At 65.1% G+C, this 23511-nt stretch carries 20 protein-coding genes; 14 read left to right on the top strand and 6 right to left on the bottom strand.

Features of this window, described 5'->3' with window-relative positions; all coding sequences use genetic code 11:
• Positions 1 to 34 precede the first annotated feature (34 nt).
• Genes H4W01_RS08615 through H4W01_RS08635 form a run of 4 tightly spaced genes read left to right on the top strand, consistent with a single transcriptional unit; the run spans position 35 to position 6353 of the window.
• Positions 35 to 1297 (top strand): hypothetical protein, encoded by a 1263-nt coding sequence (locus tag H4W01_RS08615; protein WP_010402738.1) that lies wholly within the window; start codon positions 35 to 37, stop codon positions 1295 to 1297.
• A gap of 19 nt (positions 1298 to 1316) precedes the next feature.
• Entirely contained in the window at positions 1317 to 1940 is a 624-nt protein-coding gene (locus H4W01_RS08620) for an HdaA/DnaA family protein (protein ID WP_209613298.1), read from the top strand.
• Positions 1937 to 4846: an RNA degradosome polyphosphate kinase gene (locus tag H4W01_RS08630; RefSeq protein WP_334685210.1), complete on the top strand. Its 2910-nt coding sequence runs from the start codon at positions 1937 to 1939 to the stop codon at positions 4844 to 4846. The genes H4W01_RS08620 and H4W01_RS08630 overlap by 4 nt, the downstream gene beginning before the upstream one ends.
• A 7-nt stretch (positions 4847 to 4853) precedes the next feature.
• The gene (locus H4W01_RS08635; protein WP_209610694.1) at positions 4854 to 6353 is read left to right on the top strand and encodes a Ppx/GppA phosphatase family protein; all 1500 of its coding nucleotides are present in this window, start codon (positions 4854 to 4856) and stop codon (positions 6351 to 6353) included.
• 21 nt (positions 6354 to 6374) lie between these two features.
• On the opposite strand, the gene H4W01_RS08640 is transcribed toward H4W01_RS08635, so the two are convergent.
• Positions 6375 to 6713 carry a RebB family R body protein gene (locus H4W01_RS08640; protein WP_010402742.1) on the bottom strand — a complete coding sequence of 113 codons (339 nt, stop codon included), beginning with the start codon at positions 6711 to 6713 and terminating at the stop codon, positions 6375 to 6377.
• A 108-nt stretch (positions 6714 to 6821) separates the two neighbouring features.
• Entirely contained in the window at positions 6822 to 8009 is a 1188-nt protein-coding gene (gene rnd / locus H4W01_RS08645; protein ID WP_010402743.1) for a ribonuclease D, read from the bottom strand.
• A gap of 175 nt (positions 8010 to 8184) precedes the next feature.
• On the opposite strand from rnd, the gene aspS reads away from it, so the two are divergent.
• The 3 genes from aspS to H4W01_RS08660 are packed head-to-tail and all read left to right on the top strand — an operon-like array spanning position 8185 to position 11827.
• Complete coding sequence (gene aspS / locus H4W01_RS08650) at positions 8185 to 9987, top strand: aspartate--tRNA ligase (RefSeq protein WP_209610695.1); 1803 nt, start codon at positions 8185 to 8187, stop codon at positions 9985 to 9987.
• A gap of 2 nt (positions 9988 to 9989) precedes the next feature.
• Complete coding sequence (locus H4W01_RS08655) at positions 9990 to 11033, top strand: SMP-30/gluconolactonase/LRE family protein (RefSeq protein ID WP_209610696.1); 1044 nt, start codon at positions 9990 to 9992, stop codon at positions 11031 to 11033.
• Positions 11030 to 11827 carry a polyphosphate kinase 2 family protein gene (locus H4W01_RS08660; RefSeq protein ID WP_209610697.1) on the top strand — a complete coding sequence of 266 codons (798 nt, stop codon included), beginning with the start codon at positions 11030 to 11032 and terminating at the stop codon, positions 11825 to 11827. The genes H4W01_RS08655 and H4W01_RS08660 overlap by 4 nt, the downstream gene beginning before the upstream one ends.
• Position 11828: 1 nt before the next feature.
• Here H4W01_RS08660 and H4W01_RS08665 read toward each other — a convergent pair whose 3' ends face one another.
• Together H4W01_RS08665 and H4W01_RS08670 are read right to left on the bottom strand one after the other, a co-directional pair.
• Entirely contained in the window at positions 11829 to 12284 is a 456-nt protein-coding gene (locus tag H4W01_RS08665; RefSeq protein ID WP_209610698.1) for a hypothetical protein, read from the bottom strand.
• Between the two features lie 89 nt (positions 12285 to 12373).
• The gene (locus H4W01_RS08670) at positions 12374 to 13003 is read right to left on the bottom strand and encodes a carbonic anhydrase (protein WP_209610699.1); all 630 of its coding nucleotides are present in this window, start codon (positions 13001 to 13003) and stop codon (positions 12374 to 12376) included.
• A gap of 66 nt (positions 13004 to 13069) precedes the next feature.
• On the opposite strand from H4W01_RS08670, the gene lipA reads away from it, so the two are divergent.
• Entirely contained in the window at positions 13070 to 13987 is a 918-nt protein-coding gene (gene lipA, locus H4W01_RS08675) for a lipoyl synthase (RefSeq protein WP_209610700.1), read from the top strand.
• Positions 13987 to 14484 carry a type II toxin-antitoxin system RatA family toxin gene (locus tag H4W01_RS08680; protein WP_029622336.1) on the top strand — a complete coding sequence of 166 codons (498 nt, stop codon included), beginning with the start codon at positions 13987 to 13989 and terminating at the stop codon, positions 14482 to 14484. The genes lipA and H4W01_RS08680 overlap by 1 nt, the downstream gene beginning before the upstream one ends.
• On the opposite strand, the gene H4W01_RS08685 is transcribed toward H4W01_RS08680, so the two are convergent.
• Both H4W01_RS08685 and ispF read right to left on the bottom strand, forming a co-directional pair.
• Entirely contained in the window at positions 14406 to 14945 is a 540-nt protein-coding gene (locus tag H4W01_RS08685; protein ID WP_010402752.1) for a CinA family protein, read from the bottom strand. The genes H4W01_RS08680 and H4W01_RS08685 overlap by 79 nt on opposite strands.
• Before the next feature lie 2 nt (positions 14946 to 14947).
• A complete protein-coding gene (gene ispF, locus H4W01_RS08690; protein WP_209610701.1) occupies positions 14948 to 16201 on the bottom strand; it encodes a 2-C-methyl-D-erythritol 2,4-cyclodiphosphate synthase in 1254 nt (417 codons plus the stop codon).
• A gap of 100 nt (positions 16202 to 16301) precedes the next feature.
• On the opposite strand from ispF, the gene dusB reads away from it, so the two are divergent.
• From dusB to ntrX, 5 genes are all read left to right on the top strand, one after another.
• Complete coding sequence (dusB, locus tag H4W01_RS08695) at positions 16302 to 17306, top strand: tRNA dihydrouridine synthase DusB (RefSeq protein ID WP_209610702.1); 1005 nt, start codon at positions 16302 to 16304, stop codon at positions 17304 to 17306.
• Positions 17285 to 18364 (top strand): two-component system sensor histidine kinase NtrB, encoded by a 1080-nt coding sequence (locus H4W01_RS08700; RefSeq protein WP_209610703.1) that lies wholly within the window; start codon positions 17285 to 17287, stop codon positions 18362 to 18364. The genes dusB and H4W01_RS08700 overlap by 22 nt, the downstream gene beginning before the upstream one ends.
• Positions 18361 to 19779, top strand: coding sequence for a nitrogen regulation protein NR(I) (gene ntrC, locus H4W01_RS08705; protein ID WP_209610704.1), 1419 nt, complete (start codon positions 18361 to 18363; stop codon positions 19777 to 19779). The genes H4W01_RS08700 and ntrC overlap by 4 nt, the downstream gene beginning before the upstream one ends.
• 132 nt (positions 19780 to 19911) lie before the next feature.
• Positions 19912 to 22089, top strand: a complete 2178-nt coding sequence (locus tag H4W01_RS08710; RefSeq protein WP_010402760.1) for a sensor histidine kinase — start codon at positions 19912 to 19914, stop codon at positions 22087 to 22089.
• Positions 22090 to 22093: 4 nt separating this feature from the next.
• Positions 22094 to 23467, top strand: a complete 1374-nt coding sequence (gene ntrX, locus H4W01_RS08715) for a nitrogen assimilation response regulator NtrX (protein WP_010402761.1) — start codon at positions 22094 to 22096, stop codon at positions 23465 to 23467.
• Positions 23468 to 23511: the final 44 nt, after the last annotated feature.

Consider the following 23511-nt stretch of genomic DNA (forward strand, 5'->3'; position numbering starts at 1 on the left):
ATTTCCACGCCTCCTTCGCCAAAAGGGCGCCGACATGTCGATCCGCCGCTTTTCCCGCCCCCTGCAGTTCGCCGCTGCGCTTGCCCTTGCGGCGACCGGCGGGCTTGTGCTCGCGCAAGTCGATGATCCCGATCAGGGCCTCGCATCTGCCGACAGTTCGGGTAGCTATGAGGTCAGCGGCATCGCGGTCGACGTCACGGGCAAGACCGCCGAGGCCGCGCGCTATGCCGGCTGGCGGATCGCGCAGCGCAAGGGCTGGGCGATGCTGGCGCAGCGTATGGGGCAGAGCGCCACGGCGCTGTCCGACGGTGCGCTCGACGGGATGGTGTCGGGCATCGTCGTCGAGGACGAGCAGATCGGGCCCAACCGCTATGTGGCGCGGCTCGGCGTGCTGTTCAGCCGCGCCAAGGCCGGGGCGATCCTCGGGATAGCCCCCGAAGCGGCACGATCGGCCCCAATGCTGACGATTCCGATCGAGATCAGCGGCGGCGTCGCCACCGGTTTCGAACAGAAGACGGCGTGGCAGGACGCCTGGCGGCGCTATCGCACCGGCAACAGTTCGGTCGATTATGTTCGTCCAAGCGGTACTGGCGGCGATGCGCTGTTGCTGACGCTCGGCCAGGTCGAACGGCCCGGTCGCGGCTGGTGGCGCGTGGTGCTCGATCAATATGGCGCGAACGACGTGCTGGTTCCTAAGGTCACGCTGCGCCGCGAATGGCCGGGCGGGCCGATCATCGGCATGTTCGAGGCACGGCACGGCCCGGATAACCGGCTGCTCACGCAATTTTCGCTGCGCGTCGATCGTGGCGATGCGCTGCCCGTGCTGCTCGACGCCGGGGTCAAGCGGATCGACGATACCTATCAGGCGGCGCTGCAGGCCGGACTGCTCGGGACCGATCCCGGCCTCGCCTTCGTTGCGCCGACCGCCACGCCGACGCCAACCGACACGCCGAGCGATATCGGTGCCACCGACGCTGCGCTGGGTGCGCAAACGGGGGTGAGCGGCAGTGTCGTCACCATTCAGGTCGACACGCCCAGCGCAGGGTCGGTCACCGCAACCGAATCGGCGTTGCAAGCGGTGCCGGGGGTCCGCTCGGCGGTCACCACCAGCCTCGCCATTGGCGGGGTGTCGGTGATGCGCGTCGGCTTCGATGCCGATCCGGCGGTGTTGCGCGCGGCGCTGGAGGCACGCGGCTGGACGGTCGTCGCCAGCGGCGCGACGCTGCGCATCCGGCGGTCGGGACAGCCCTCTGCGGGCGGGCAAGCCGCGCCCCCGGCCGATAACGCGACGGGCTGACGCGATGCAGCCGGCCCAAATGGCGCTGCCGTTCGACTGGCCCGCCGATCCCCGCGATGACGAATTCCTGATTGGCCCTTCCAACGCCCGCGCGGTGCAGCAGCTTGAGCGCTGGAGCACCTGGCCGGTGATGGCCGTGGTCGTCACCGGCCCGCGCAAATCGGGCCGCAGCCTGCTCGCCCGGATCTTCGCCGCGAAGACCGGTGGCGGTTTGATCGACGATGCCGAACGCCAGAACGAAACCGCGATTTTCCACGCCTGGAACCGCGCGCAGGAAGAGCGCCGCCCGGTGGTGATCGTCGCCGATGCACCGCCCCCGGAATGGTCGATCAAACTCCCCGATTTGCGCTCACGGCTGGCCGCAAGCCCGACGATCCGGATCGGCGACCCCGACGAAACGCTGATGCGGGCGCTGTTCGAACGCCAGTTCCTGCGACGCGGGCTCGATGCCCGGCCCGAGCTGATCCAATGGCTCGTGGTCCGGGTCGAGCGCACGCACGTAGCCCTGCTGCGCGCGGTCGATTTGCTCGATCAAGTTGTGCTGGAAGGCCACAAACGCTTGTCGATTCCGCTCGCACGGGCCACATTGGAGGAAGCGGGGTTGATCCCCGGTCGCCCACCCGAATCGATGGAAAACCCATGACCCGACCCGCCCATATCGCGAGCCTGGACCACGATGACGACCCCTTCGCAGGAAGCGAGGGGAGCGATCGCTATTTCAATCGCGAGCTGTCGTGGCTCGCCTTCAACCGGCGCGTGCTGGAGGAAGCATGCAACACGGCGCACCCGTTGCTGGAGCGGCTGCGGTTTCTGTCGATCTCAGGATCGAACCTCGACGAATTCTTCATGGTGCGCGTCGCCGGCCTGAAGGGGCAACAGCTGCAGGACGTCGCCCGCCTGTCGAGCGATGGGCTCACCTCGGGACAGCAATTGGCGGCGATCGTGGCCGAGGCCGATGCGCTGGTGACCAGCCAGCGTGATGTGTGGCGCGACCTGCGCCGTCAGCTCGCCGAGACGGGCATTGCCGTGCTCAGCTCGCGCACGATCGATGAAGCGCTGTCGGCCGAGGATCTGCACTGGCTGGAGACGCAGTTTCGCGAGCAACTGTTCCCGATCCTGACGCCGCAGGCGCTCGATCCGGCGCATCCCTTCCCGTTCATGCCCAATAAGGGGCTGGCGGTGATGTTCGATCTGGTGCGGATGGCTCGTGGTCCGGGTCGAGCGCACGCACGTAGCCCTGCTGCGCGCGGTCGATTTGCTCGATCAAGTTGTGCTGGAAGGCCACAAACGCTTGTCGATTCCGCTCGCACGGGCCACATTGGAGGAAGCGGGGTTGATCCCCGGTCGCCCACCCGAATCGATGGAAAACCCATGACCCGACCCGCCCATATCGCGAGCCTGGACCACGATGACGACCCCTTCGCAGGAAGCGAGGGGAGCGATCGCTATTTCAATCGCGAGCTGTCGTGGCTCGCCTTCAACCGGCGCGTGCTGGAGGAAGCATGCAACACGGCGCACCCGTTGCTGGAGCGGCTGCGGTTTCTGTCGATCTCAGGATCGAACCTCGACGAATTCTTCATGGTGCGCGTCGCCGGCCTGAAGGGGCAACAGCTGCAGGACGTCGCCCGCCTGTCGAGCGATGGGCTCACCTCGGGACAGCAATTGGCGGCGATCGTGGCCGAGGCCGATGCGCTGGTGACCAGCCAGCGTGATGTGTGGCGCGACCTGCGCCGTCAGCTCGCCGAGACGGGCATTGCCGTGCTCAGCTCGCGCACGATCGATGAAGCGCTGTCGGCCGAGGATCTGCACTGGCTGGAGACGCAGTTTCGCGAGCAACTGTTCCCGATCCTGACGCCGCAGGCGCTCGATCCGGCGCATCCCTTCCCGTTCATGCCCAATAAGGGGCTGGCGGTGATGTTCGATCTGGTGCGGATTTCGGATGACCAGCCGATCCGAGAATTGGTGATGATTCCGGCACCAATGCCGCGCTTCCTGCGCTTGCCGGGTGAAAAGGCGCGCTATGTCGCGGTCGAATCGCTGGTGAAGCGCTTCGCGCCCTTGGTGTTCCCTGGCTACCGCGTGATCGGCGGTGCGGAATTCCGCGTGCTGCGCGACAGCGATATCGAGATCGAGGAAGAGGCGGAGGATCTCGTCCGCTATTTCGCCAATGCCATCAAGCGCCGCCGCCGTGGCCGCGTGATCCGGCTCGAGCTGGAAAGCGGGATGCCCGAGGGGCTGGGCGCGGTGCTGCGCGACGAGCTTGGCGGATCGGACGCGTTCGTCACCGAAAGCGGTGCCTTCCTTGGCGTCGGCGATTTGGAGGCGATCGTCGATGAGGACCGCCCGGACCTGAAATTCACGCCCTTCTCGCCGCGCTTCCCCGAGCGCATCCGCGAATTTGGCGGGGATTGCTTTGCCGCGATCAGCGCCAAGGACATTGTCGTCCACCACCCGTATGAAACCTTCGACGTGGTGCTGGCTTTCCTGAAACAGGCCGCCGCCGACCCGGATGTGGTCGCGATCAAGCAGACGCTCTACCGCGCCGGCAAGCAGCCCGCCGTCATCAACGCACTGATCGCCGCCGCCGAAGCCGGCAAGTCGGTGACCGCGGTCGTCGAGCTGAAGGCGCGTTTTGATGAGGAGCAGAATCTGCTGTGGGCGTCGGCGCTGGAGCGCGCCGGGGTGCAAGTCGTCTATGGCTTTATCGACTGGAAGACCCACGCCAAGGTGTCGATGGTCGTCCGCCGCGAAAACGGCCAGTATCGCACCTACTGCCATTTCGGCACCGGCAATTATCATCCGATCACCGCCAAGGTGTATACCGACCTCAGCTTCTTCACCGCCGATCCCCGCCTTGGGCGCGATGCCGCGCAGATGTTCAACTACATCACCGGCTATGTCGAACCTGAGAATATGGCGCTCATCAGCCTGTCGCCGCGTGATTTGCGCCCGCGCCTGATGCGGCTGATCGACGCCGAAATCGCCAATGCGCGCGAGGGCAAGCCCGCAGCGATCTGGGCCAAGATGAATTCGGTGGTCGATCCCGCCGTGATCGAGAAATTGTACGAAGCCTCCAATGCGGGGGTCGAGATCGATTTGATCATCCGCGGTATTTGCTGCCTGAAACCCGGCGTTCCCGGCATGTCCGAGAATATCCGCGTCAAATCGGTGATCGGGCGCTTCCTCGAGCACAGCCGGATCTGGGCGTTCGGCAATGGCAAGGCCTTGCCCAATGATGGCGCGAAGCTGTTCATGTCCTCGGCCGACTGGATGCAGCGCAATTTCGATCGGCGGATCGAATATATGCTGCCGATCGAGAACCGCACCGTCCACAAGCAGATCCTCGACCAGGTGATGGTCGCCAATCTGATCGACAATGAACAGAGCTGGGACTTGCAGTCCGATGGCAGCTACGTTCGCGTCCAGCCGGGCGAGCGGCCGTTCAACCTGCACCGCTATTTCATGACCAATCCATCGCTGTCGGGTCGCGGTGCCTCGCTCGCCGCCAGCGGGTCGGTGCCGAAGCTGTCGCTGCGAAACCGGCGTTAGTCGCCCGATGGCGACGCTTCTGTTCCGTAAGGCGAAACCCGAAGTCACGGGAGAACCGCGCACCGGTATCATCGATATCGGGTCGAACTCGATCCGCCTGGTCGTGTATCAGGGCCCGGAACGCTTGCCCGCGATCCTGTTCAACGAAAAGGTCATGGCTGGCCTCGGTCGTGGTCTTGCCGAAACCGGGACGATCGCCGAATCGGGGCTTGCGGTGGCGAGCGACGCGCTGGCGCGCTTCGCCGCTGTCGCCCGCGAGATGGAGGTGACGCGGCTGCGCACCGTCGCCACCGCTGCGGTGCGCGATGCGACCAATGGCAAGGTGCTGCTCGACACCGCGCGCGACCTTGGGCTCGAGGTCGAACTTTTGTCGGGCGAACAGGAAGCGACGGCGGCCGGACACGGTGTCTTGTCGGCGATCCCCGCAGCCGATGGGATCGTCGGCGATCTTGGCGGCGGCAGCCTCGAGCTGATCCGTATCAGCGGCGGCAAGGTGGGCGAGCGCGTCTCTTTCCCGCTCGGCGTGCTGCGGCTTGGCGCGTTGCGAGATAAAGGGCAGGGCGCACTCCAGCGCCAGGTTGCGCGCTTTCTTGATGCCGCCGGGTGGACGGGCAAAGGCGCGGGATTGCCGCTGTATCTCGTCGGTGGATCATGGCGCGCGCTGGCGCGACTGGACATGCATCTGGGCAGCTATCCGCTGCCCGTGATCCACGAATATGCGATGTCGGCCGAAGCGGTCGCGCGGATGGGGCGCACGATCAGCCATGTGAACAAGGCTTGGCTCCGCGCGATCCCGGGCCTGTCGGCGGGGCGCGCGGCGACGCTGGGCGATGCGACGGCGTTGCTGGTGGTGTTGCTCAAGCATTTGCAAATCGAGACCACCATCGTTTCGGCGTTCGGCTTGCGTGAGGGGCTATTGTACGGCGCGCTGGATGAGAGCGTGCGCGCGCAGGATCCGCTGATCGTCGCGACGCGCGATGAGGGGCGGCGGCATGGGCGCTTTGCCGAACATGGCGATTTGCTCGACGGCTGGATCGCGCCATTGTTTACCCGTGACGCGCCGGACCTGGCGCGGCTGCGGTTGGCGGCATGCTTGCTCGCCGATGTCGGCTGGCGTGCGAACCCGGAATTTCGCGCCGAACGCGGGGTCGAGATCGCGCTGCACGGCAATTGGGTCGCGATCGACGCGCGGGGCCGCGCGCTGGTGGCGCAGGCGCTTTACACCAGCCTGGGGGGTGGCATCGAAACACCCGAGCCGCTGGGCGTGCTGGCAAGCCCGTCCGAGCTGCGCCATGCGGTGTTGTGGGGGCTGGCGATGCGGCTCGGGCAGCGCATGAGCGGTGGCCTGGCTGGGCCGCTGCAGCGCTCGTCGATTGCCGATGATGGCGCGACGATCACGCTGAGCGTGACCGCTGGCGATCTCGCTCTGTACAGCGAAACGGTGGAACGCCGCCACAACGCGCTGGCGACCGCCTTGGGGCGCAAGGCCCTGATCCTTGGGCGCTAGCGCATAGCGTTTGCGGACATTTCAGTCCGGCGTGACGCCCGTGCTCGATTGGAGCGCGGTTTCGGCGGCCTGCATCGCGGTTTTGATCGCGGCATCGGCCGCTGCCATCGCGGCCTGGACCGCGCTTTGGGCCTGCTCTAGCGACTTTTGCATCGTGGTGTTTGCGGCCGCCTGGGCCGCCTCCATTGCGGCATAATGCTGCTGCTGCGCCTCGTTCACATTGTGCGCGGCATTCGCCAGCGCCTGAGCGCTCGCCTGATACAGGTTTCTGGCCATCGCCGGAGCGCCCGTCAGAACCTTGACGTTGGCTTGCGTCACAGCATCGGTGATCTGGTCGTTGATAGCGGTTGGAAAGGCCATGAGCGTTCTCCGTCTGCGAGCACGTTTCTTTGTCGAAACTTTGCACGCGCAACCTTGGCCGTCAACGATCGGATAAACGCCAAGAAACGCGGCGGATTTTCTGTCGGTTTACTCGGGATAGACGGGGACATCCTCGGTGCGGGTCATCTTCAACTTGCCCTTCACGACCGCAAAGGCCAGGCGCCCCTCGACCAGATCGAGCGCATCGCGGCCGAACTGGTCGAAGCGCCAGCCCTCCAGGATCGACAGGCCGCTGCGCTGCCCGGCGGCGAGCGCGTCGAGATCGTCGGTGCGGGCGAGCAAACGCGCCGCCACGTCGATTTCCTTGGAGCGGATCTTGAGCAGCAGCTTGAGCAAATCGGCGACCAGCGCGCCATCCTTGCCCATGCCGGGCTTGCGGTCGTCGCGCGAGGGCAGTTCCTCAGGGGACATCGGTTGGGCATGTTCGAGCGCCGCCATCAGGCGCGCGCCGATATCGTTCTGCGCCCAGGTGGCGGAAAGCCCGCGGACCTTGGCGAGATCGGCCTGCTTCCGCGGGGCGTGGCCGGCGAGATCGGCGATCGTCTCATCCTTGACGATGCGGCCGCGCGGCAAATCCTTGCTACGCGCCTCGATCTCGCGCCAGCGCGCCAGCGCCTTCAGGCGGCCGAGCACTTCGGGCTTGCGGCTTGGCACCTTGATCCGGCGCCAGGCTTCCTCGGGGTCGTTGGCGTAATTCTTGGGGTCGCCGAGGCGCTCCATTTCCTGGTCGAGCCAGGCGCCACGCCCGGTGCGGCGGAGCCGTTCGAGCATCTTGGGGAAGATCTTGGCGAGATGCGTTACGTCGCCGATCGCATATTCGATCTGCCGCGCGTCGAGCGGACGACGGCTCCAGTCGGTGAAGCGCGCGCCCTTGTCGACGGTGATGCCGAGATAGGCATCGACCAGATTGGAATAGCCGACTTGCTCGCCTTGCCCCAGCGCCATCGCGGCGACCTGCGTGTCGAACAGCGGATGCGGGGTGGTGCCGGTGAGGTTGTAGACGATTTCGAGATCCTGCCCGCCGGCGTGGAAGACCTTCAGCACATCCTCATTGTTGACCAGCAATTGCAGCAGCGGCGTCATGTCGAGACCGGGGGCGAGCGGATCGATCGCGGCGGCCTCGTTCACGTCGGCGATCTGAATCAGGCAGAGTTCGGGCCAGAAGGTGTTCTCGCGCATGAACTCGGTATCGACGCAGACGAAGTCGGCTTCGGCCAATCGGGTGCAGAGATTGGCGAGGGTGGCACTGTCGGTGATGAGCGGATGGATATGCATACAGCCCCCCATAGCGAGCGCCGGGCGGGTTGACAAAGGTGGGTGAGGGAGGGAAGCGCGGGGCATCCATTTCACCGTCATCCCGGCACCCGCCGGGATCGCGCGGCGGTGGCGCTGAAGCGTCATCGCCAGTGGCCCCGGCCTCCGCCGGGGTGACGCCAAGAGAAGAAGAGCCATGCACGCCTATCGCACGCACACTTGCGCCCAGCTTCGCGCCACCGATGTCGGGGCCTCGGTCAAGCTTTCCGGCTGGATCCACCGCAAGCGCGACCACGGAAACCTGCTGTTCGTCGATCTGCGCGACCATTATGGCATCACCCAGATCGTCACCGACAGCGACAGTCCGACGCATGCGGTGCTCGACAAATTGCGGCCCGAGTCGGTCGTCACCATCACCGGCGACGTGGTTGCGCGTTCGCCCGAGACGGTGAATGCGGCGCTGCCCTCGGGCGAGATCGAACTGCGCGCGCGCGATGTCGTAGTGCAATCGGCGGCGCAGGAATTGCCGATGCCGGTGTTCGGCGAGAATGAATATCCCGAGGATATCCGGCTCAAATATCGCTATCTCGATTTGCGGCGCGAGCGGCTGCACGCGAACGTCCTGCTGCGCTCCAACGTCATTTCGTCGCTGCGCCAGCGCATGATCGGCCAGGGCTTCACCGAGTTCCAGACGCCGATCCTGACCGCCTCGTCGCCCGAAGGCGCGCGCGATTATCTGGTGCCGAGCCGCGTGCATCCGGGCAAATTCTACGCGCTGCCGCAGGCCCCGCAGATGTTCAAGCAGCTGCTGATGGTGGCGGGGTTCGACCGCTATTTCCAGATCGCACCGTGCTTCCGCGACGAAGATGCGCGTGCCGACCGCAGCCCAGGCGAATTCTACCAGCTCGATTTCGAGATGAGCTATGTCACGCAGGACGATGTGTTCGCCGCGATCGAGCCGGTGCTGCACGGCGTGTTCGAGGAATTCGCAAACTGGCAGGGCAAGGGCCGCACCGTCTCCCCGCTGCCGTTCAAGCGCATTCCGTACCGCGAATCGATGCTGAAATACGGCAATGACAAGCCCGATCTGCGCAACCCGATCGTGATCAGCGACGTGTCCGAGCATTTCAAGGGTTCGGGCTTCGGCCGCTTCGCGTCGATGGTCGAGGCGGGCGATGTCGTGCGTGCGATCCCGGCGCCGGGCACGGCCGAGAAAAGCCGCAAATTCTTCGACGAGATGAACAGCTGGGCGCAGTCCGAGGGTTTCCCGGGCCTGGGCTATGCGACGCAGAAGGATGGCGTGTTCGGCGGGCCGATCGCCAACAACCATGGGCAGGAGGGCATGCAGGCGATTGCCGCTGCGCTCGGCATCGGGCCGAATGACGGCATCTTCTTCTCGGCGGGCAAGGCAGCGCAGGCGGCCAAGCTGGCGGGCCTGGCGCGCACGCGCGTTGCCGAGCAGCTCGAGTTGATCGACCAGAAGCGCTTCGAATTCTGCTGGATCGTCGATTTCCCGATGTTCGAATATGATGAGGACGCCAAGAAGGTCGATTTCAGCCACAACCCCTTCTCGATGCCGCAGGGCGAGATGGAAGCACTGGAGACGAAGGACCCGCTCGACATCCTCGCATACCAATATGACATCGTCTGCAACGGCATCGAATTGTCGTCAGGCGCGATCCGGAACCATCGCCCCGAGATCATGTACAAGGCGTTCGAGATTGCGGGCTACACCCAGGCCGATGTCGACACCAATTTCGCGGGCATGATCAACGCCTTCAAGTTCGGCGCGCCGCCGCATGGCGGCTCGGCACCGGGGGTGGACCGCATCGTCATGCTGCTGGCCGATGAACCCAACATCCGCGAGGTCATCACCTTCCCGATGACGCAAAAGGCCGAGGATCTGATGATGGGCGCGCCCAATTTCGCGACGCCAAAGCAGTTGAAGGAACTCAACATCCGCGTGACCGGCGACGGCGCGCGGGCACAAGAGGGTTGAGGATGCCCGGAAGCGCTACAGCAGGGCAGTGGAGCCGCCGTGGCGTCATCGGCGCGGGGCTTGGCTTGCTGGCCGCACCGGTGCTCGGTGCCGAGATCGCTTCCGGCACCGCAGTCACGCCGCATATTCTGCGGCTGGCACCGGGGCTCGACCGCATTCTTGATCCGAATGCGCCGATCGAGACGATCGCAACCGGAATCCGTTGGGCAGAAGGGCCGGTATGGGTGCCGCGTGGGGACTATCTGCTGTTTTCGGACCCTCCGGCAAATATCATGCGGCGTTGGTCGCGCAGCGCCGGGACGTCGGTATTCCTTTCGCCTTCCGATGCGGTCGCGCCTGACCCCGCGACGGTGCGCGAGGGTGGCTCCAATGGCCTGACGCTCGACCATGTCGGGAACCTGCTGATCGCCGGCAGCGGATCGCGCGCGGTGGTGCGGCTCGATCTAAAGACCAAGCGCCGCACGGTGCTGGTCGATCGCTATCAGGGCAAGCGCTTCAACAGCGTCAACGATCTGTGCGTGGCGGCAGACGGCGCGATCTATTTCACCGATCCGCCTTATGGGCTGGTCGGGGGCGACCAATCGGCGCTGAAGGAACAGCCGCATAACGGCGTCTATCGCTGGACGCCCGGTGGTGAGGCGGTGCTGGTCGACGGCACGCTCACGCGGCCCAATGGCATTGCGCTGTCGGGCGATGGCAAGACGCTGTTCGTGTCGGTTTCGGACGAGCAGGAGCCCCGGATCATGGCCTATGCGCTCGACGCGCACGGTATGCCGACCGCGCGCACGCTGTGGCTGGATGCCAAGCCGATGCTCGCCAAGGCCGCACCCGGCCTGCCTGACGGCATGAAGATCGCGCGCGACGGCACGCATTTCAGCAGTGTGCCGGGCGGGATGATGCTGCTCACCCCCGAGGCCGAGCCGCTCGGCCTGATCGCCACAGGCGCGCCGATCCCGAATTGCGCCTTTGGCGAAGACGGTCGCACGCTGTTCCTGACCGCGAACGACCGCGTGCTGCGCCTGCGGTTGAAGGTATCCGCGCTGTGACGATCTCCTTGTCCGATTTTGAGGCCGGCAAACCCTATGTCGGCGATTACGAAGCCGATCTGCTCGCGTTGCAGACTCGGCTCGCGCATATCCAGGTCGCGCATATCGTCCATCGCAAGCGCGCGATCGTGCTGTTCGAAGGCTGGGATGCGGCGGGGAAGGGCGGGATCATACAGCGCATGTGCGCCGATTGGGACCCACGCAATTTCGAGGTGTGGCCGATCAAGGCACCGACCGAGGAAGAGTTAGACCGGCATTTCCTCTGGCGCTTCTGGCAGAAGCTGCCCGCCAAGGGCGATATCGCGGTGTTCGATCGCAGTTGGTATGGGCGCGTGCTGGTCGAGCGGGTCGAGGGCTATGCCAGCGAAGCCGAGTGGAAGCGCGGCTATGACGAGATCAACGAGTTCGAAGCGCAGCAAGCCGATTCGGGCACGACGATCGTCAAGCTGTTCCTGCATGTGACGCAGGCCGAACAGGACAAACGTCTGAAGGACCGGCTCGATCATCCCTGGAAACGCTGGAAAACCGGGCTGGAGGACTATCGCAACCGGGAAAAGCGCGCGGCCTATCACGAGGCGATGCGCGATATGTTCAAGCGCACCGATACGCGCTGGGGCCGGTGGACGATCATCGACGGCAATGACAAGAAGGCCGCGCGAATCGCGGGGCTTACCGCCATCGCCGAGCAGCTTGAGGCGCAAGTCGATATGACGCCGCCAGTGCTCGATCCCGAAATCGAAAAGGTGGCGCGGGCGGCGCTGGGACTTCCGCCGACGCCCGCTCCCCGACCGTAGCTTAGATCCAGAGCAAAACGATCGGCACCACAGTGCCGAGTGCCAGCAGGATGATCGAAATCCGCCGCATGGCACGGCTGGCAAGGGCGATCACGATGCCGGTGATGGTCGACAGGCTGAGCGCGATCGACAGCAACACGACGAAGATCTTGAGCGGCAAAGGCGAGGGGCGTTTGGCCGACCCCGCGCTGGCTTCGGCACGGGGCTTCTGCGCTTCGGCAGCGTCGCCTGCGGGCTTGGGCTTCTCCGCCTTGCGTTCGCGCGGCGGGCCCTGGTCCTTATGGACGCTCGCCAGCCATACGATCCAGTTGGGCGGCGTGCCGCCATACCCCTTGGCTTCCTGCAGCCGGAAAGTCTGCAGTGCGCCGCTGATCGCGAACAGCAGGATCATCGGGGCAAAGAACAGCCCGAGATAATGGTGATAGCGGCGGAGCAGCCGAAGCGTGTTGGGTCTCATGCCCGACGGCTAGCCGACCGACGCGACGGGAGCAACCGCAACCGGCACGCCGAAGCTATGGCGACATATATGTTTTCCCAACGGATGCCTTATGCGGCGGCGAACACGCCGTTATCGTCCATCACGTGCAGCACGCCGTCGGCGATCGCGAAATACGCGCCGCGAAGCTTCAGCTTACCCGCCCCCTCACGCTCGGGAATGCAGGGGAACGTCCGCAGGTTGGCGACGCTGACGCGGACGGTTTCGAGCTCCAGTTCATGGATCGCGTCAGGCCCCGACCCGTGCTGCGCCACGATCCGGTCGCGTGCTTCATCGAGCATGTCGACCCAGTGATCGATGAAGCCGCCTTCGCCGGGTGCCTTGCCCGCGAACGCCTGGGTCATCGCGGCGTGAACGCCGCCGCATTGGCCGTGCCCCATCACCACGATTTCGGAGACTTCGAGCTGAGTCACCGCGAATTCGAGCGCAGCCGACACGCCGTGGCGTCGACCGTCGAGCTCGAACGGGGGCACGAGGTTGGCAACGTTGCGCACGACGAAGATTTCGCCGGGCGAGGTATCGAAGATCTGCGCGGGATCGACTCGACTGTCCGAACACGCGATCACCATTACCTTGGGGCTTTGACCCTTGGACAAAGTGGACCACCGATCGCGCTGGCGCGGCCAATCCGTGTCGCGAAATCGGCGATAGCCGCCGAGCATATCGGTAAAATCACTCATGAGTGGCTCTTATCAGCGGACAACAGGGGGTGGCAAGCGGGCGCACCAGTCGCTATCTGCTCCGCCATGAACGAGATGTCCCCGCTCGCCCGGCAGCGTCAACGCAAGCCCGACTGGATCCGCGTCAAGGCCCCCGGTGGCGCTGCCTTTGGTGAAACCAAGGCGATGATGCGCCGCCTCAACCTCAACACCGTGTGCGAGGAAGCGGCTTGCCCCAATATCGGCGAGTGCTGGACCAAGAAACACGCGACGGTGATGATCTTGGGCGACACCTGCACGCGCGCCTGCGCCTTTTGCAATGTGAAGACCGGCATGCCGCGCGCTGTCGATCCGCTGGAGCCTCAGCACACCGCCGATGCGGCGGCCGAATTGGGCCTCGAACATATCGTCATCACCTCGGTCGACCGCGATGATCTGCCCGATGGCGGTGCCTCGCAGTTCGTCAAGGTGATCGAGGCGCTGCGCCGCACCACGCCCAACACGACGATCGAAATCCTGACCCCCGATTTCCGCAACAAGACGCAGGCTGCGGTCGAGTCGATCGTCGCGGCGCGGCCCGACGTGTACAATCACAATCTTGAAACCGTCCCGCGCCTCTATCCGACGATCCGCCCCGGCGCGCGGTATTACGCGTCGCTGCGGCTGCTGGAGAGTGTGAAGCGCCACGATCCCTCGATCTTCACCAAATCGGGCGTGATGCTGGGTCTGGGCGAAGAACGGCTCGAAGTGCATCAGGTGATGGACGACATGCGCTCGGCCGAGATCGATTTCCTGACGATGGGGCAGTATCTGCAGCCGACCCCGCGCCACGCCAAGGTGATGGACTTCGTCACCCCCGCCGTGTTCGATGCCTATGCCGCGATCGCCCGCGCCAAGGGCTTCCTGCTGGTGGCAAGTTCGCCGCTGACGCGGTCGAGCTATCATGCCGGTGACGATTTCGCCCGCCTGCGCGCCGCGCGGGAGGCAAAGCTCGCCGCGCGCTAATGCCACGCCATTCCGAAACGCGGCGGCTGCCTTACACGCCGGAGCAGATGTTCGATCTGGTTGCCGATGTTGCCCGTTATGCCGAGTTCCTGCCGTGGGTATCGGCAATCCGCGTCCGCTCGAACAGCGAAACGCAGATGGTTGCCGACATGATCGTCGGCTTCAAAGGCCTGCGCGAGACCTTCACGTCGAAGGTGGAGAAACATCGGCCCGATCGGATCGAGGTCGAATATCTCGACGGGCCGCTCAAATATCTGCGCAACGAATGGGTGTTCCGGCCCGATGGCACTGGGTGTGCGGTCGATTTTACGGTCGACTTCGCTTTCAAGAACCGCGTGTTCGAGATGCTGGCGGGCCAGGTGTTCGGTACCGCGCTGCGCAAGATGATCGGCGCGTTCGAGGACCGCGCCGCCGTGCTTTATGGGGCTTCCTCGGCCTCAGGCGCGGTATCGTCTTCGGATGGCAGCAGCAGTTCCAGCGCGCACAACGCGGCCTGAAGCCGCACGCCGCCACGCCCCAAATCGCCGAAATCCTTGCGATCGGCGACAACATGTCCGGGATCGGCACCGCGTTCGGCGCGGGCAAACACAACCGTGCCGACCGGCTTCTTCTCGGTGCCGCCGCCGGGCCCTGCGACGCCGGTGATGGCGACGGCGACATCGGCACCGCTGGCCTCCAGCGCGCCCTGCGCCATGCTCCACGCGGTCGCGACCGACACCGCACCGAAGGTTTCCAGCACATCGGCACTGACGCCCAGCATCTCCAGTTTGGCGTCGTTGGAATAGGTAACAAAGCCGCTTTCGAACATTTCGGACGAACCAGCGATTTCGGTGATGGCGGCCGCGACCAGGCCACCGGTGCAGCTCTCGGCCAGCGCCACGCGGCGGCCGGCGGCGAGATTGGCCGCCACCACCTTGCGGGCGGCCTCCACCAATTGGGCGGGCAGGATGGTATCCATCGTTATCGCTCCCCTGGAACCCGGACGGTGGCGGCGGCCTGCGCCGCAATCCCCTCGCCACGTCCGGTAAAGCCCAAACGCTCAGTCGTCGTCGCCTTGATGCTGACCTGATCCGGCGCGAGCCGCAAGAGCTCTGCGATACGGTCGCGCATCGCGATGCGATGCGGGCCGATCTTGGGGGCCTCGCAGATCAGCGTCAGATCGATGAAATCGATGATCCCGCCGCGCGCTTCGATCAGCGAGGCGGCATGTTGCAGGAACTGCGCCGAATCCGCGCCGCGCCACTGCGGGTCGCTGGGCGGGAAATGCGTGCCGATATCGCCCGCCGCGATCGTGCCGAGCAAGGCGTCCGTAATGGCGTGAAGCGCGACATCGGCATCGCTATGGCCGGACAAGCCCTTGTCATGCGGGATCAGCACGCCGCCAAGCCACAATTCCTCGCCTGCTTCGAGACGGTGGACGTCGAAGCCGGTCGCTGTGCGCGAGCGCATCGTGGCGGCAAGGCGCGACTCGGCGGCGGCGAAATCGGTGGGATGGGTGATCTTTTCGAGCATGGGGTCTCCTTCGACCAGCGCGACCCGGCCACCGACCGCGCGCAGCATTTGCGCGTCGTCGGTCGGTTCGGCACCGGTCCAGCCGCGATGCGCGGCGAGGGCGGTGGCAAAATGAAAGGCTTGCGGCGTCTGGATGCGGTGCAGGGCGTCGCGCGCGACGGTCTCGCCCAGCTCCGCTTCCCCGCGCGCCAGCGTATCGGCGACGGGCAGGGCAGGGACTGCGCCGTCCTGCGTATCGAGCGCGGCGAGCAACCGGTCGATCACGGCGGCGCTCAGGAACGGGCGCGCGGCATCGTGGATGAGGACCCGCTCGACCCCAATCGTCTCCCCGGGCTCGTCCCGGGGCCCACTGGTATCCGCGCTTTCAGGCCGCTGGTCGCGCGGAACGGTAGACCCCGGGACGAGCCCGGGGTGACGATTGGAGGTCGTCAGTGCTTCAAGTCCAGCCAGCACCGAAAGCCGCCGAGTCGCGCCGCCGATCACATATTCGACCTCGCCAAGGGCTTCGTGCAAGGACGCTTCCTGTCCGGCACCGATCACCACGATCACGCGGTCGATCGCGGGATGCGCGCGCAGTGCGGCATAGCTGTGGGCGAGCACCGCCTTGGTGCCCAGCGTTGCATATTGCTTTGGAACAGCGCTGCCCGAGCGGACGCCGGTGCCGGCGGCGACGATGATGGCGGCGGTCTTGGTCGAAGTCATGCGGCGCGCCTAGCCCAAGCCGTGGCCGCCCGCCAGCCCGCCTTGCCGCAAGACGGGCTTTCGCTTATAGGCTGCCCGTTTTTCAGGCAGATTCCATCCCGTGACTTCGCGTACTCTTGCCCCCCTGCACGTCGGCCCCGTGACGATCGCGAGTCCCGTGATCCTCGCGCCGATGACCGGCGTCACCGACATGCCGTTCCGCACACTGGTGCGGCGCTATGGCTCGGGCCTCAACGTGACCGAGATGGTGGCGAGCCAGGCGGCGATTCGCGAGACGCGCCAGTCGCTGCAAAAGGCGGCGTGGCACCCGATCGAGGATCCAGTCTCGATGCAGCTCGTCGGCTGCACGCCTTATGAAATGGGCGAAGCGGCCAAATTGAGCGAGGATCGCGGGGCCGCGATCATCGACATCAACATGGGCTGCCCGGTGCGCAAGGTGACCAATGGCGATGCCGGTTCGGCGCTGATGCGCGATCTCGACACTGCCGGTGCGATCATCAAGGGCGTGGTCGAGGCGGTCAGCGTGCCCGTCACGCTGAAGATGCGGATGGGCTGGGATCATAGCAGCCTCAACGCGCCGGACCTGGCCAAGATCGCACAGGATCTGGGCGTGAAGCTCGTCACCGTCCACGGCCGCACGCGCAACCAGATGTATAAGGGCAATGCCGATTGGGCGTTCATCCGCTCGGTAAAGGATGCGGTGACGATCCCGGTGATCGCCAATGGCGACATCTGCTCGATCGAGGATGCCGAGGCGGCACTCGACCAGTCGGGCGCGGACGGCGTGATGATCGGACGCGGTTCCTATGGTCGCCCATGGCTGCTCGGCCAGGTAATGGAGTGGTTCGCCAGCGGCCGCCGCGTCGCCGACCCCTCGATCGAAGAGCAATATACCGTGATCGCAGAGCATTACGATGCAATGCTCAGCCACTATGGCACCGAGACCGGCGTCAATATGGCGCGCAAGCATATCGGTTGGTACACGCGCGGCCTGCACGGATCGGCCGAATTCCGTAACCGTGTGAACCAGATTGCCGACCCCAAGGTCGTCAAGGCCATGCTCTCCGAATTTTATGCGCCCTTGTGCAGTCGCGCCGCCGCGTGAACGCGCCAGAGGGTCCCGATTTCGCAGAACTGTTCGCCGCGCTGCCGGTGGCGGTGCTGGTTGTAGACCCCGAGTCGCGCGTTGCCCACGCTAATGCCGAGTGCGAGGCGCTGCTCAATCTGTCCGAGCGGGCGATGCTCGGCCAGCCCCTGGCGTCGATCCTGAAAGCCCCCGAAGACGAAAATCCGCGCGACAATCACGGCTTCGCGGCGTTCGATATTGAAATCGAGCTGCGCCGCGGCGGCAAGGTGCGCGTCGATTATGTCGAATCGCGGCTCGCCGATCATCCCGGCTGGCAGACGATCACGCTGCATCATGCCGCCGCCTCGCGCCGGATGGGCCACAATGCCGATCGCGCCTCGGCCGCGCGCGCGGCGATCGGCGCGGCGGCGATGCTGGCACATGAAATCAAGAACCCGCTATCGGGCATTCGCGGCGCGGCGCAATTGCTGTCCAAGGGCAAGGGCGCGGCAGAACTGACCACGCTGATCACCACCGAAGTCGACCGGATCGCGGCGTTAATCGACCGGATGCAGGACTTCACCGACACGCGGCCGTTGCAGCTCGCGCCCGAGAATATCTATCCCCTTCTGGATCATGCCCGCCGTGTCGCGCTGGCCGGTTTCGGGCGGCACGTCGTGATCGAGGAGCGCTTCGATCCGTCGCTGCCGCCAGTGCAGATCGACCGTGATGCGACGCTGCAAGTGGTGCTCAACCTGCTCAAAAATGCCAGCGAAGCGGTGCGTGATCAGGCCGATGCGCGGATCACGCTCGCCACTGCCTATCGCCACGGCATGGCGATCGCGCCGGGTCCCGGCAAACCACGCCGTCCACTGCCAATCGAGATTTGCGTGATCGACAATGGCCCCGGGCCGCCCGCCGATATTGCCGAGCACCTGTTCGACCCGTTCATTTCGGGCAAACCCGAGGGGCAGGGGCTTGGCCTCGCGCTGGTCGACAAATTGGTGCGCGACATGGGCGGGATCATCCAATTTGCCCGGGAAGGAACCCCGCCAATGACCGTGTTTCGCATCATGCTGCCGCGTGGGGGCGCATGACTCGCACCGGACGAATCCTGGTCGTCGACGACGATGCCGCCATCCGCACCGTGGTCGGGCAAGCGCTGAAGCGCGATGGCCACCGCGTGATCGTCGTGGCGACGATCGCCGAGGCCGAAATGCAGCTTGCCGCGACCGCCCCCGACGTGCTGGTTACCGATGTGGTGCTGCCCGACGGTAACGGACTCGATCTGGTCGAGCGCGTCGTCCGGGCGCATCCGGGTTTGCCGGTGATCGTGTTGTCGGCGCAGAACACGCTGACGACGGCGGTACGCTCAACCGAGGTCGGCGCGTTCGATTATCTCCCCAAGCCGTTCGATCTCGACGTGCTGTCGCGCACCGTCCAGAGCGCGCTCGCGCGAGGGGCAGGGGCTGTCGCCGATCCGATCGAGGCCGAAGATCGCGCTCTGCCGCTGATCGGCCGCTCGCCCGCGATGCAGGATGTCTATCGCATCATCGCGCGCGTCGTTTCGAATGACCTCACGGTGCTGATCTCGGGCGAATCGGGTACCGGCAAGGAACTGGTCGCGCGCGCGATCCATGATTTGGGGCCGCGCCGCCGTTCGCCCTTCCTTGCGCTCAACATGGCCGCGATCCCGCGCGAACTGATTGAGGCGGAATTGTTCGGCCATGAACGCGGTGCCTTTACCGGCGCGCAGGCGCGCTCAGCCGGGCGGTTCGAACAAGCGGCGGGGGGCACGCTGTTCCTCGACGAAATCGGCGACATGCCGATGGAGGCGCAGACGCGGCTGCTGCGCGTGCTGCAATCGGGCGAGTTCACCACCGTTGGCGGCGCGCGCACAATCCGCGCCGATGTGCGCATCGTCGCCGCGACCAATCGCGATCTGGCGCAGCTGGTGGCGGTCGGCCAGTTTCGCGAGGATCTGTTTTATCGCCTGAATGTCGTGCCGGTACTGCTGCCCGCGCTGCGCGCGCGGCGGCAGGACATCCCATTGCTCGCCCGCCATTTTCTTGACCGCGCCGCCGAAGACGGTTTGCCGCGCAAGCAACTCGATCCCGACGCGATTGCGGTGATCGAGGGCTATGACTGGCCGGGCAATGTCCGCGAGCTGGAAAATATGATGCGGCGCATCGCGGTGCTGGCGCGCGATGAGCGGATTGATGCCGACGAGATGCGCGCGATGCTGGGTGGCGTGCTGCCGTCGACTCCGATGATCGGCGACGCCGGGATCGAGGCCGCCATTCGCGCGCGAATCGATCGGCTGGCGATCGAGGAGCCCGCCGCGCTCGACGATGGCACGCTGTATGATCGGATCATCGCCGAGGTGGAGCGACCGCTGATCGAGGCGCTGCTGGCCCGCCATGGCCAGAACCAGTTGCGCGCGGCGCGCGCCCTGGGAATCAACCGCAATACGCTGCGCAAGCGCCTGGATATGCTGGGCATCGATCCCTGATCGACGCACCGTACACGATCATCCGGGCCGGGTTTGGGACCAACCCATTTTTGTGTGTTTTCCTTGCAACGCAGGCGTTGTAGGAATGTCACGATGAGTGAGTCTTTGCTTTCGGTACCGGGATCTGGCGGCATGCCGCCGCGTTTCCGTATCGCGCGCTTTCTGGAACTCGCTGTTCTCGCGGTTGCCCTCATCGTTGCCGGGGTAAGCTATTGGTTCATCGCCCGCGACAAGGTGGATGCTTTGCTCAGCCCGGCGCTGGTCGCATCGTTGCTGCTGGCCAATCTGTTGCCTTGGATCGCGCTGCTGGTGTTGCTGGGACGGCGCATCGCAATGCGCCGCGCCGCACTCCTTCCGATCGGGGGACGCGGCCGTTTGCACGTGCAGCTGGTCGCCCTGTTTTCGATCATCGCCGCAGTACCGACGCTGTTGGTGGTGATCTTCGCCTCGCTCTTGTTCCAATACGGCGTGCAATTTTGGTATTCCGACCAAGCTCGCAGCATGATCGAAAATGCGACCGGGGTTGCGAAGACCTCGTACCAACAAATGCTCCAACGCTGGCAAGAAGCAACCGTTACGGCCGCGTCCGATATTGGAGAGAACTTTTCCGATAAGATCCGGTCACCAAGTTTTCCAGAATATTTTGGAAAATATCAGATCTTTTATCGGAGTTTTTCGGATGGTTTCCTCTTCATTGCGTCTCCGGACGGAAAATTTCATGAGATCATCAATTTAAATCCCGACAAGCTGGAGCTTGCTCGGGAGGTTTCGCCCGCCGACCTTTCCGACGTCCAGACAAAGGTCCCCAGTATCACGACTGTCAAAGGCGATCGGATCAAGACCCTGGCCCCGATCCCCGGCACGACGAACGTGTATCTCCTGACCGTTGCCAGATCGGATGTGCGGGTGATGGAGGTACAATCCCAACGGAGCGCCGCAGTCTTGTCGAGCTATCGCGACTTTCTGGCGCGCTCTCGATCTCTGCAGTTGAAATTCAATGCAGCGCTGCTCGGGATCTCACTGCTTATCATTGCGATTGCGGTGTGGATCGCGCTGGAAGTAGCAGATCGCATTGTGCGCCCGCTGGGGGATCTGGTGGCAGCCGCCGACCGTGTCTCGACCGGGGACTTTACCGCGCGCGTGCCCGCACCAAAGACCGACGACGAAATCGGCACGCTGACCAGCGCCTTCAACCAGATGACCGAGCGCCTGCAGGCGCAGACCGGTGCGCTGGAAAGCCGTCGCGCGTTGATCGAGGCGGTGATGTCGGGGGTGACGGCAGGGGTCATTTCGGTCGCCCCCGATGGCACGATCCGCCTGATCAATCGCTCGGCGATCACGCTGCTGGACGGCGCTGACGATATGCCGGTCGGCAAACCGCTGAAGCTGATCGCGCCCGAATTGGCGGCGCTGCTCGATGGCCAGGATCGCGAGGCGATCATCGAAACCGGTACCGGGAACGACGCGCGTACGCTGGCGGTGAAGGTCACGCGCGCCGTCGAGGGGCCGATCCTGACCTTCGACGACATTACCGGCCAATTGCTGGATCAACGCCGTGCCGCCTGGTCCGATGTCGCGCGCCGCATCGCGCATGAAATCAAGAACCCGCTGACCCCGATCCAGCTCGCGGCGGAACGGCTCCAGCGGCGCTATGGCAAGCAGATCGACCCAGAGGACACCACCTTCGCGCGGCTAACCGACACGATCGTCCGCCAGGTCGGCGATCTGCGCCGCATGGTCGATGAATTCTCCTCCTTCGCGCGGATGCCCAAGCCCGTCTTCCGCGAGGAATCGCTCGTCGATCTCGCGCGGCAGACGCTGTTCCTGCACGAGGTTGCACATCCGGGCGTGGTCTTCAGCCTCACCCACGAAGCCCCCGGCCCGATGCTGGTGTGCGACCGCCGCCAGATCGGCCAGGCGCTGACCAACATCGTCAAGAACGCGGTCGAGGCGGTCGAGGCCAATCCGGGTGCGGCGGAGGCGAGCGTCACGATGTCGCTCGACGAAACGCCTGAACGCACCACCATTACCGTCGCTGATACCGGCATTGGCCTACCCGCAGCGCGCGATCGCATCGTCGAGCCCTATGTCACGACCCGCGCGCGCGGCACCGGCCTTGGCCTGGCGATCGTCAAGAAGATCGTCGAGGAGCATTTCGGCACGATGACCTTTGCTGACCGCCCCGGCGGCGGCACCATCGTAACCGTCAGCTTCGACACCGCGATGCTCGCCAATCTCGACGCCGGCGATGGAGGCGATGGGGGCATCGCCGAAACGCCACCCCAGCAACTTTTGCAGAACCGGACCTGAACCCATGCCCCTGGACATTCTTGTCGTTGATGACGAACGCGATATTCGCGACCTGGTCGCCGGTGTGCTCGAAGACGAGGGCTATGGTGCGCGCGTCGCGGCCGATAGCGATTCGGCGCTGGAAGCGATTTCGGTGCGGCGGCCCTCGCTGGTGCTGCTCGACGTGTGGCTGCACGGCTCGCGGCTCGACGGGCTGGAACTGCTCGACGAGATCAAGCGGCGGGACCCGTCGATTCCGGTGCTGATGATCTCCGGGCACGGCAATCTCGATACCGCCGTCGCCGCGATCCGGCGCGGCGCGGCCGATTTCATCGAAAAACCGTTCGAGGCGGAGCGGCTGCTGCTGATGGTTGCGCGCGCGACCGAGACCGAGAGCCTGCGCCGCGAAATTGCCAGCCTGCGCGCGGTGGTCGGCCGCGACACCGACCTCACCGGCAATTCCGGCGCGATCAATGGCGTGCGCGCCACGCTGAAACGCGTCGCCGCGACGGGCAGCCGCGTGCTGATCATGGGCGCGGCCGGCGTCGGCAAGGAAGTGGCCGCCCGGCTGCTGCACGGCTGGAGCCAGCGGGCGGATGCGCCCTTCGTCGTTGTCAGTGCGGCGCGGATGACGCCGGAGCGGGTCGAGGAGGAACTGTTTGGCATTGAGGAGGGGGGGCAACTCGTCCGCTCCGGCCTGCTCGAACAGGCGCATGGCGGCACTTTGTTCCTCGACGAAATCGCCGACATGCCGCTGGCGACGCAAGGCCGCATCCTGCGCGTGCTGACCGATCAGAGCTTCAGCCGCGTCGGCGGTCAGCGCGTGGTGAAGGTTGATGTGCGCGTGGTGTCTGCCACCGCGCGGGATTTGACGCACGAAATCGCGGAAGGGCGCTTCCGTGAGGACCTGTATTACCGGCTCAACGTCGTGCCGGTGACCATTCCGGGGCTGGCCGAGCGGCGCGAGGATATCCCTGCGCTGGTCGATCATTTCATGGCGCATTACGCGTCCGAACGGCGGGTACCGACGCCCGCCGTGGCCGCTGACGCCATGGTCGCCCTGCAATCCTACGAATGGCCAGGGAACGTGCGCCAGCTTCGCAATATCGTGGAGCGCACGATCATCATGGCACCGGGCGACCGGATCGGGCAGATCGATCTCGATATGCTGCCGCCCGATGTGCTTGGTGATCCGGGCGAACTAGGCGGCGGGGCGACCGCGATCATGGGCGCTCCGCTCCGCGAAGCGCGTGAAACCTTTGAGCGCGAATATCTGCGGGTGCAAATCCGGCGCTTCTCCGGCAACATCTCGCGCACCGCCAATTTCATCGGGATGGAGCGGTCTGCGCTACACCGGAAGCTGAAATTGCTCGGCATTACCGAAGTACGCGAGGATTAATCGACTGGATCGGTGGACGAAACGATCGCGCATCCCTAGATTAG

The sequence above is a fragment of the Sphingomonas sp. PL20 genome, assembly GCF_017875905.1.
In the GTDB taxonomy this organism is placed as follows: domain Bacteria; phylum Pseudomonadota; class Alphaproteobacteria; order Sphingomonadales; family Sphingomonadaceae; genus Sphingomonas; species Sphingomonas echinoides.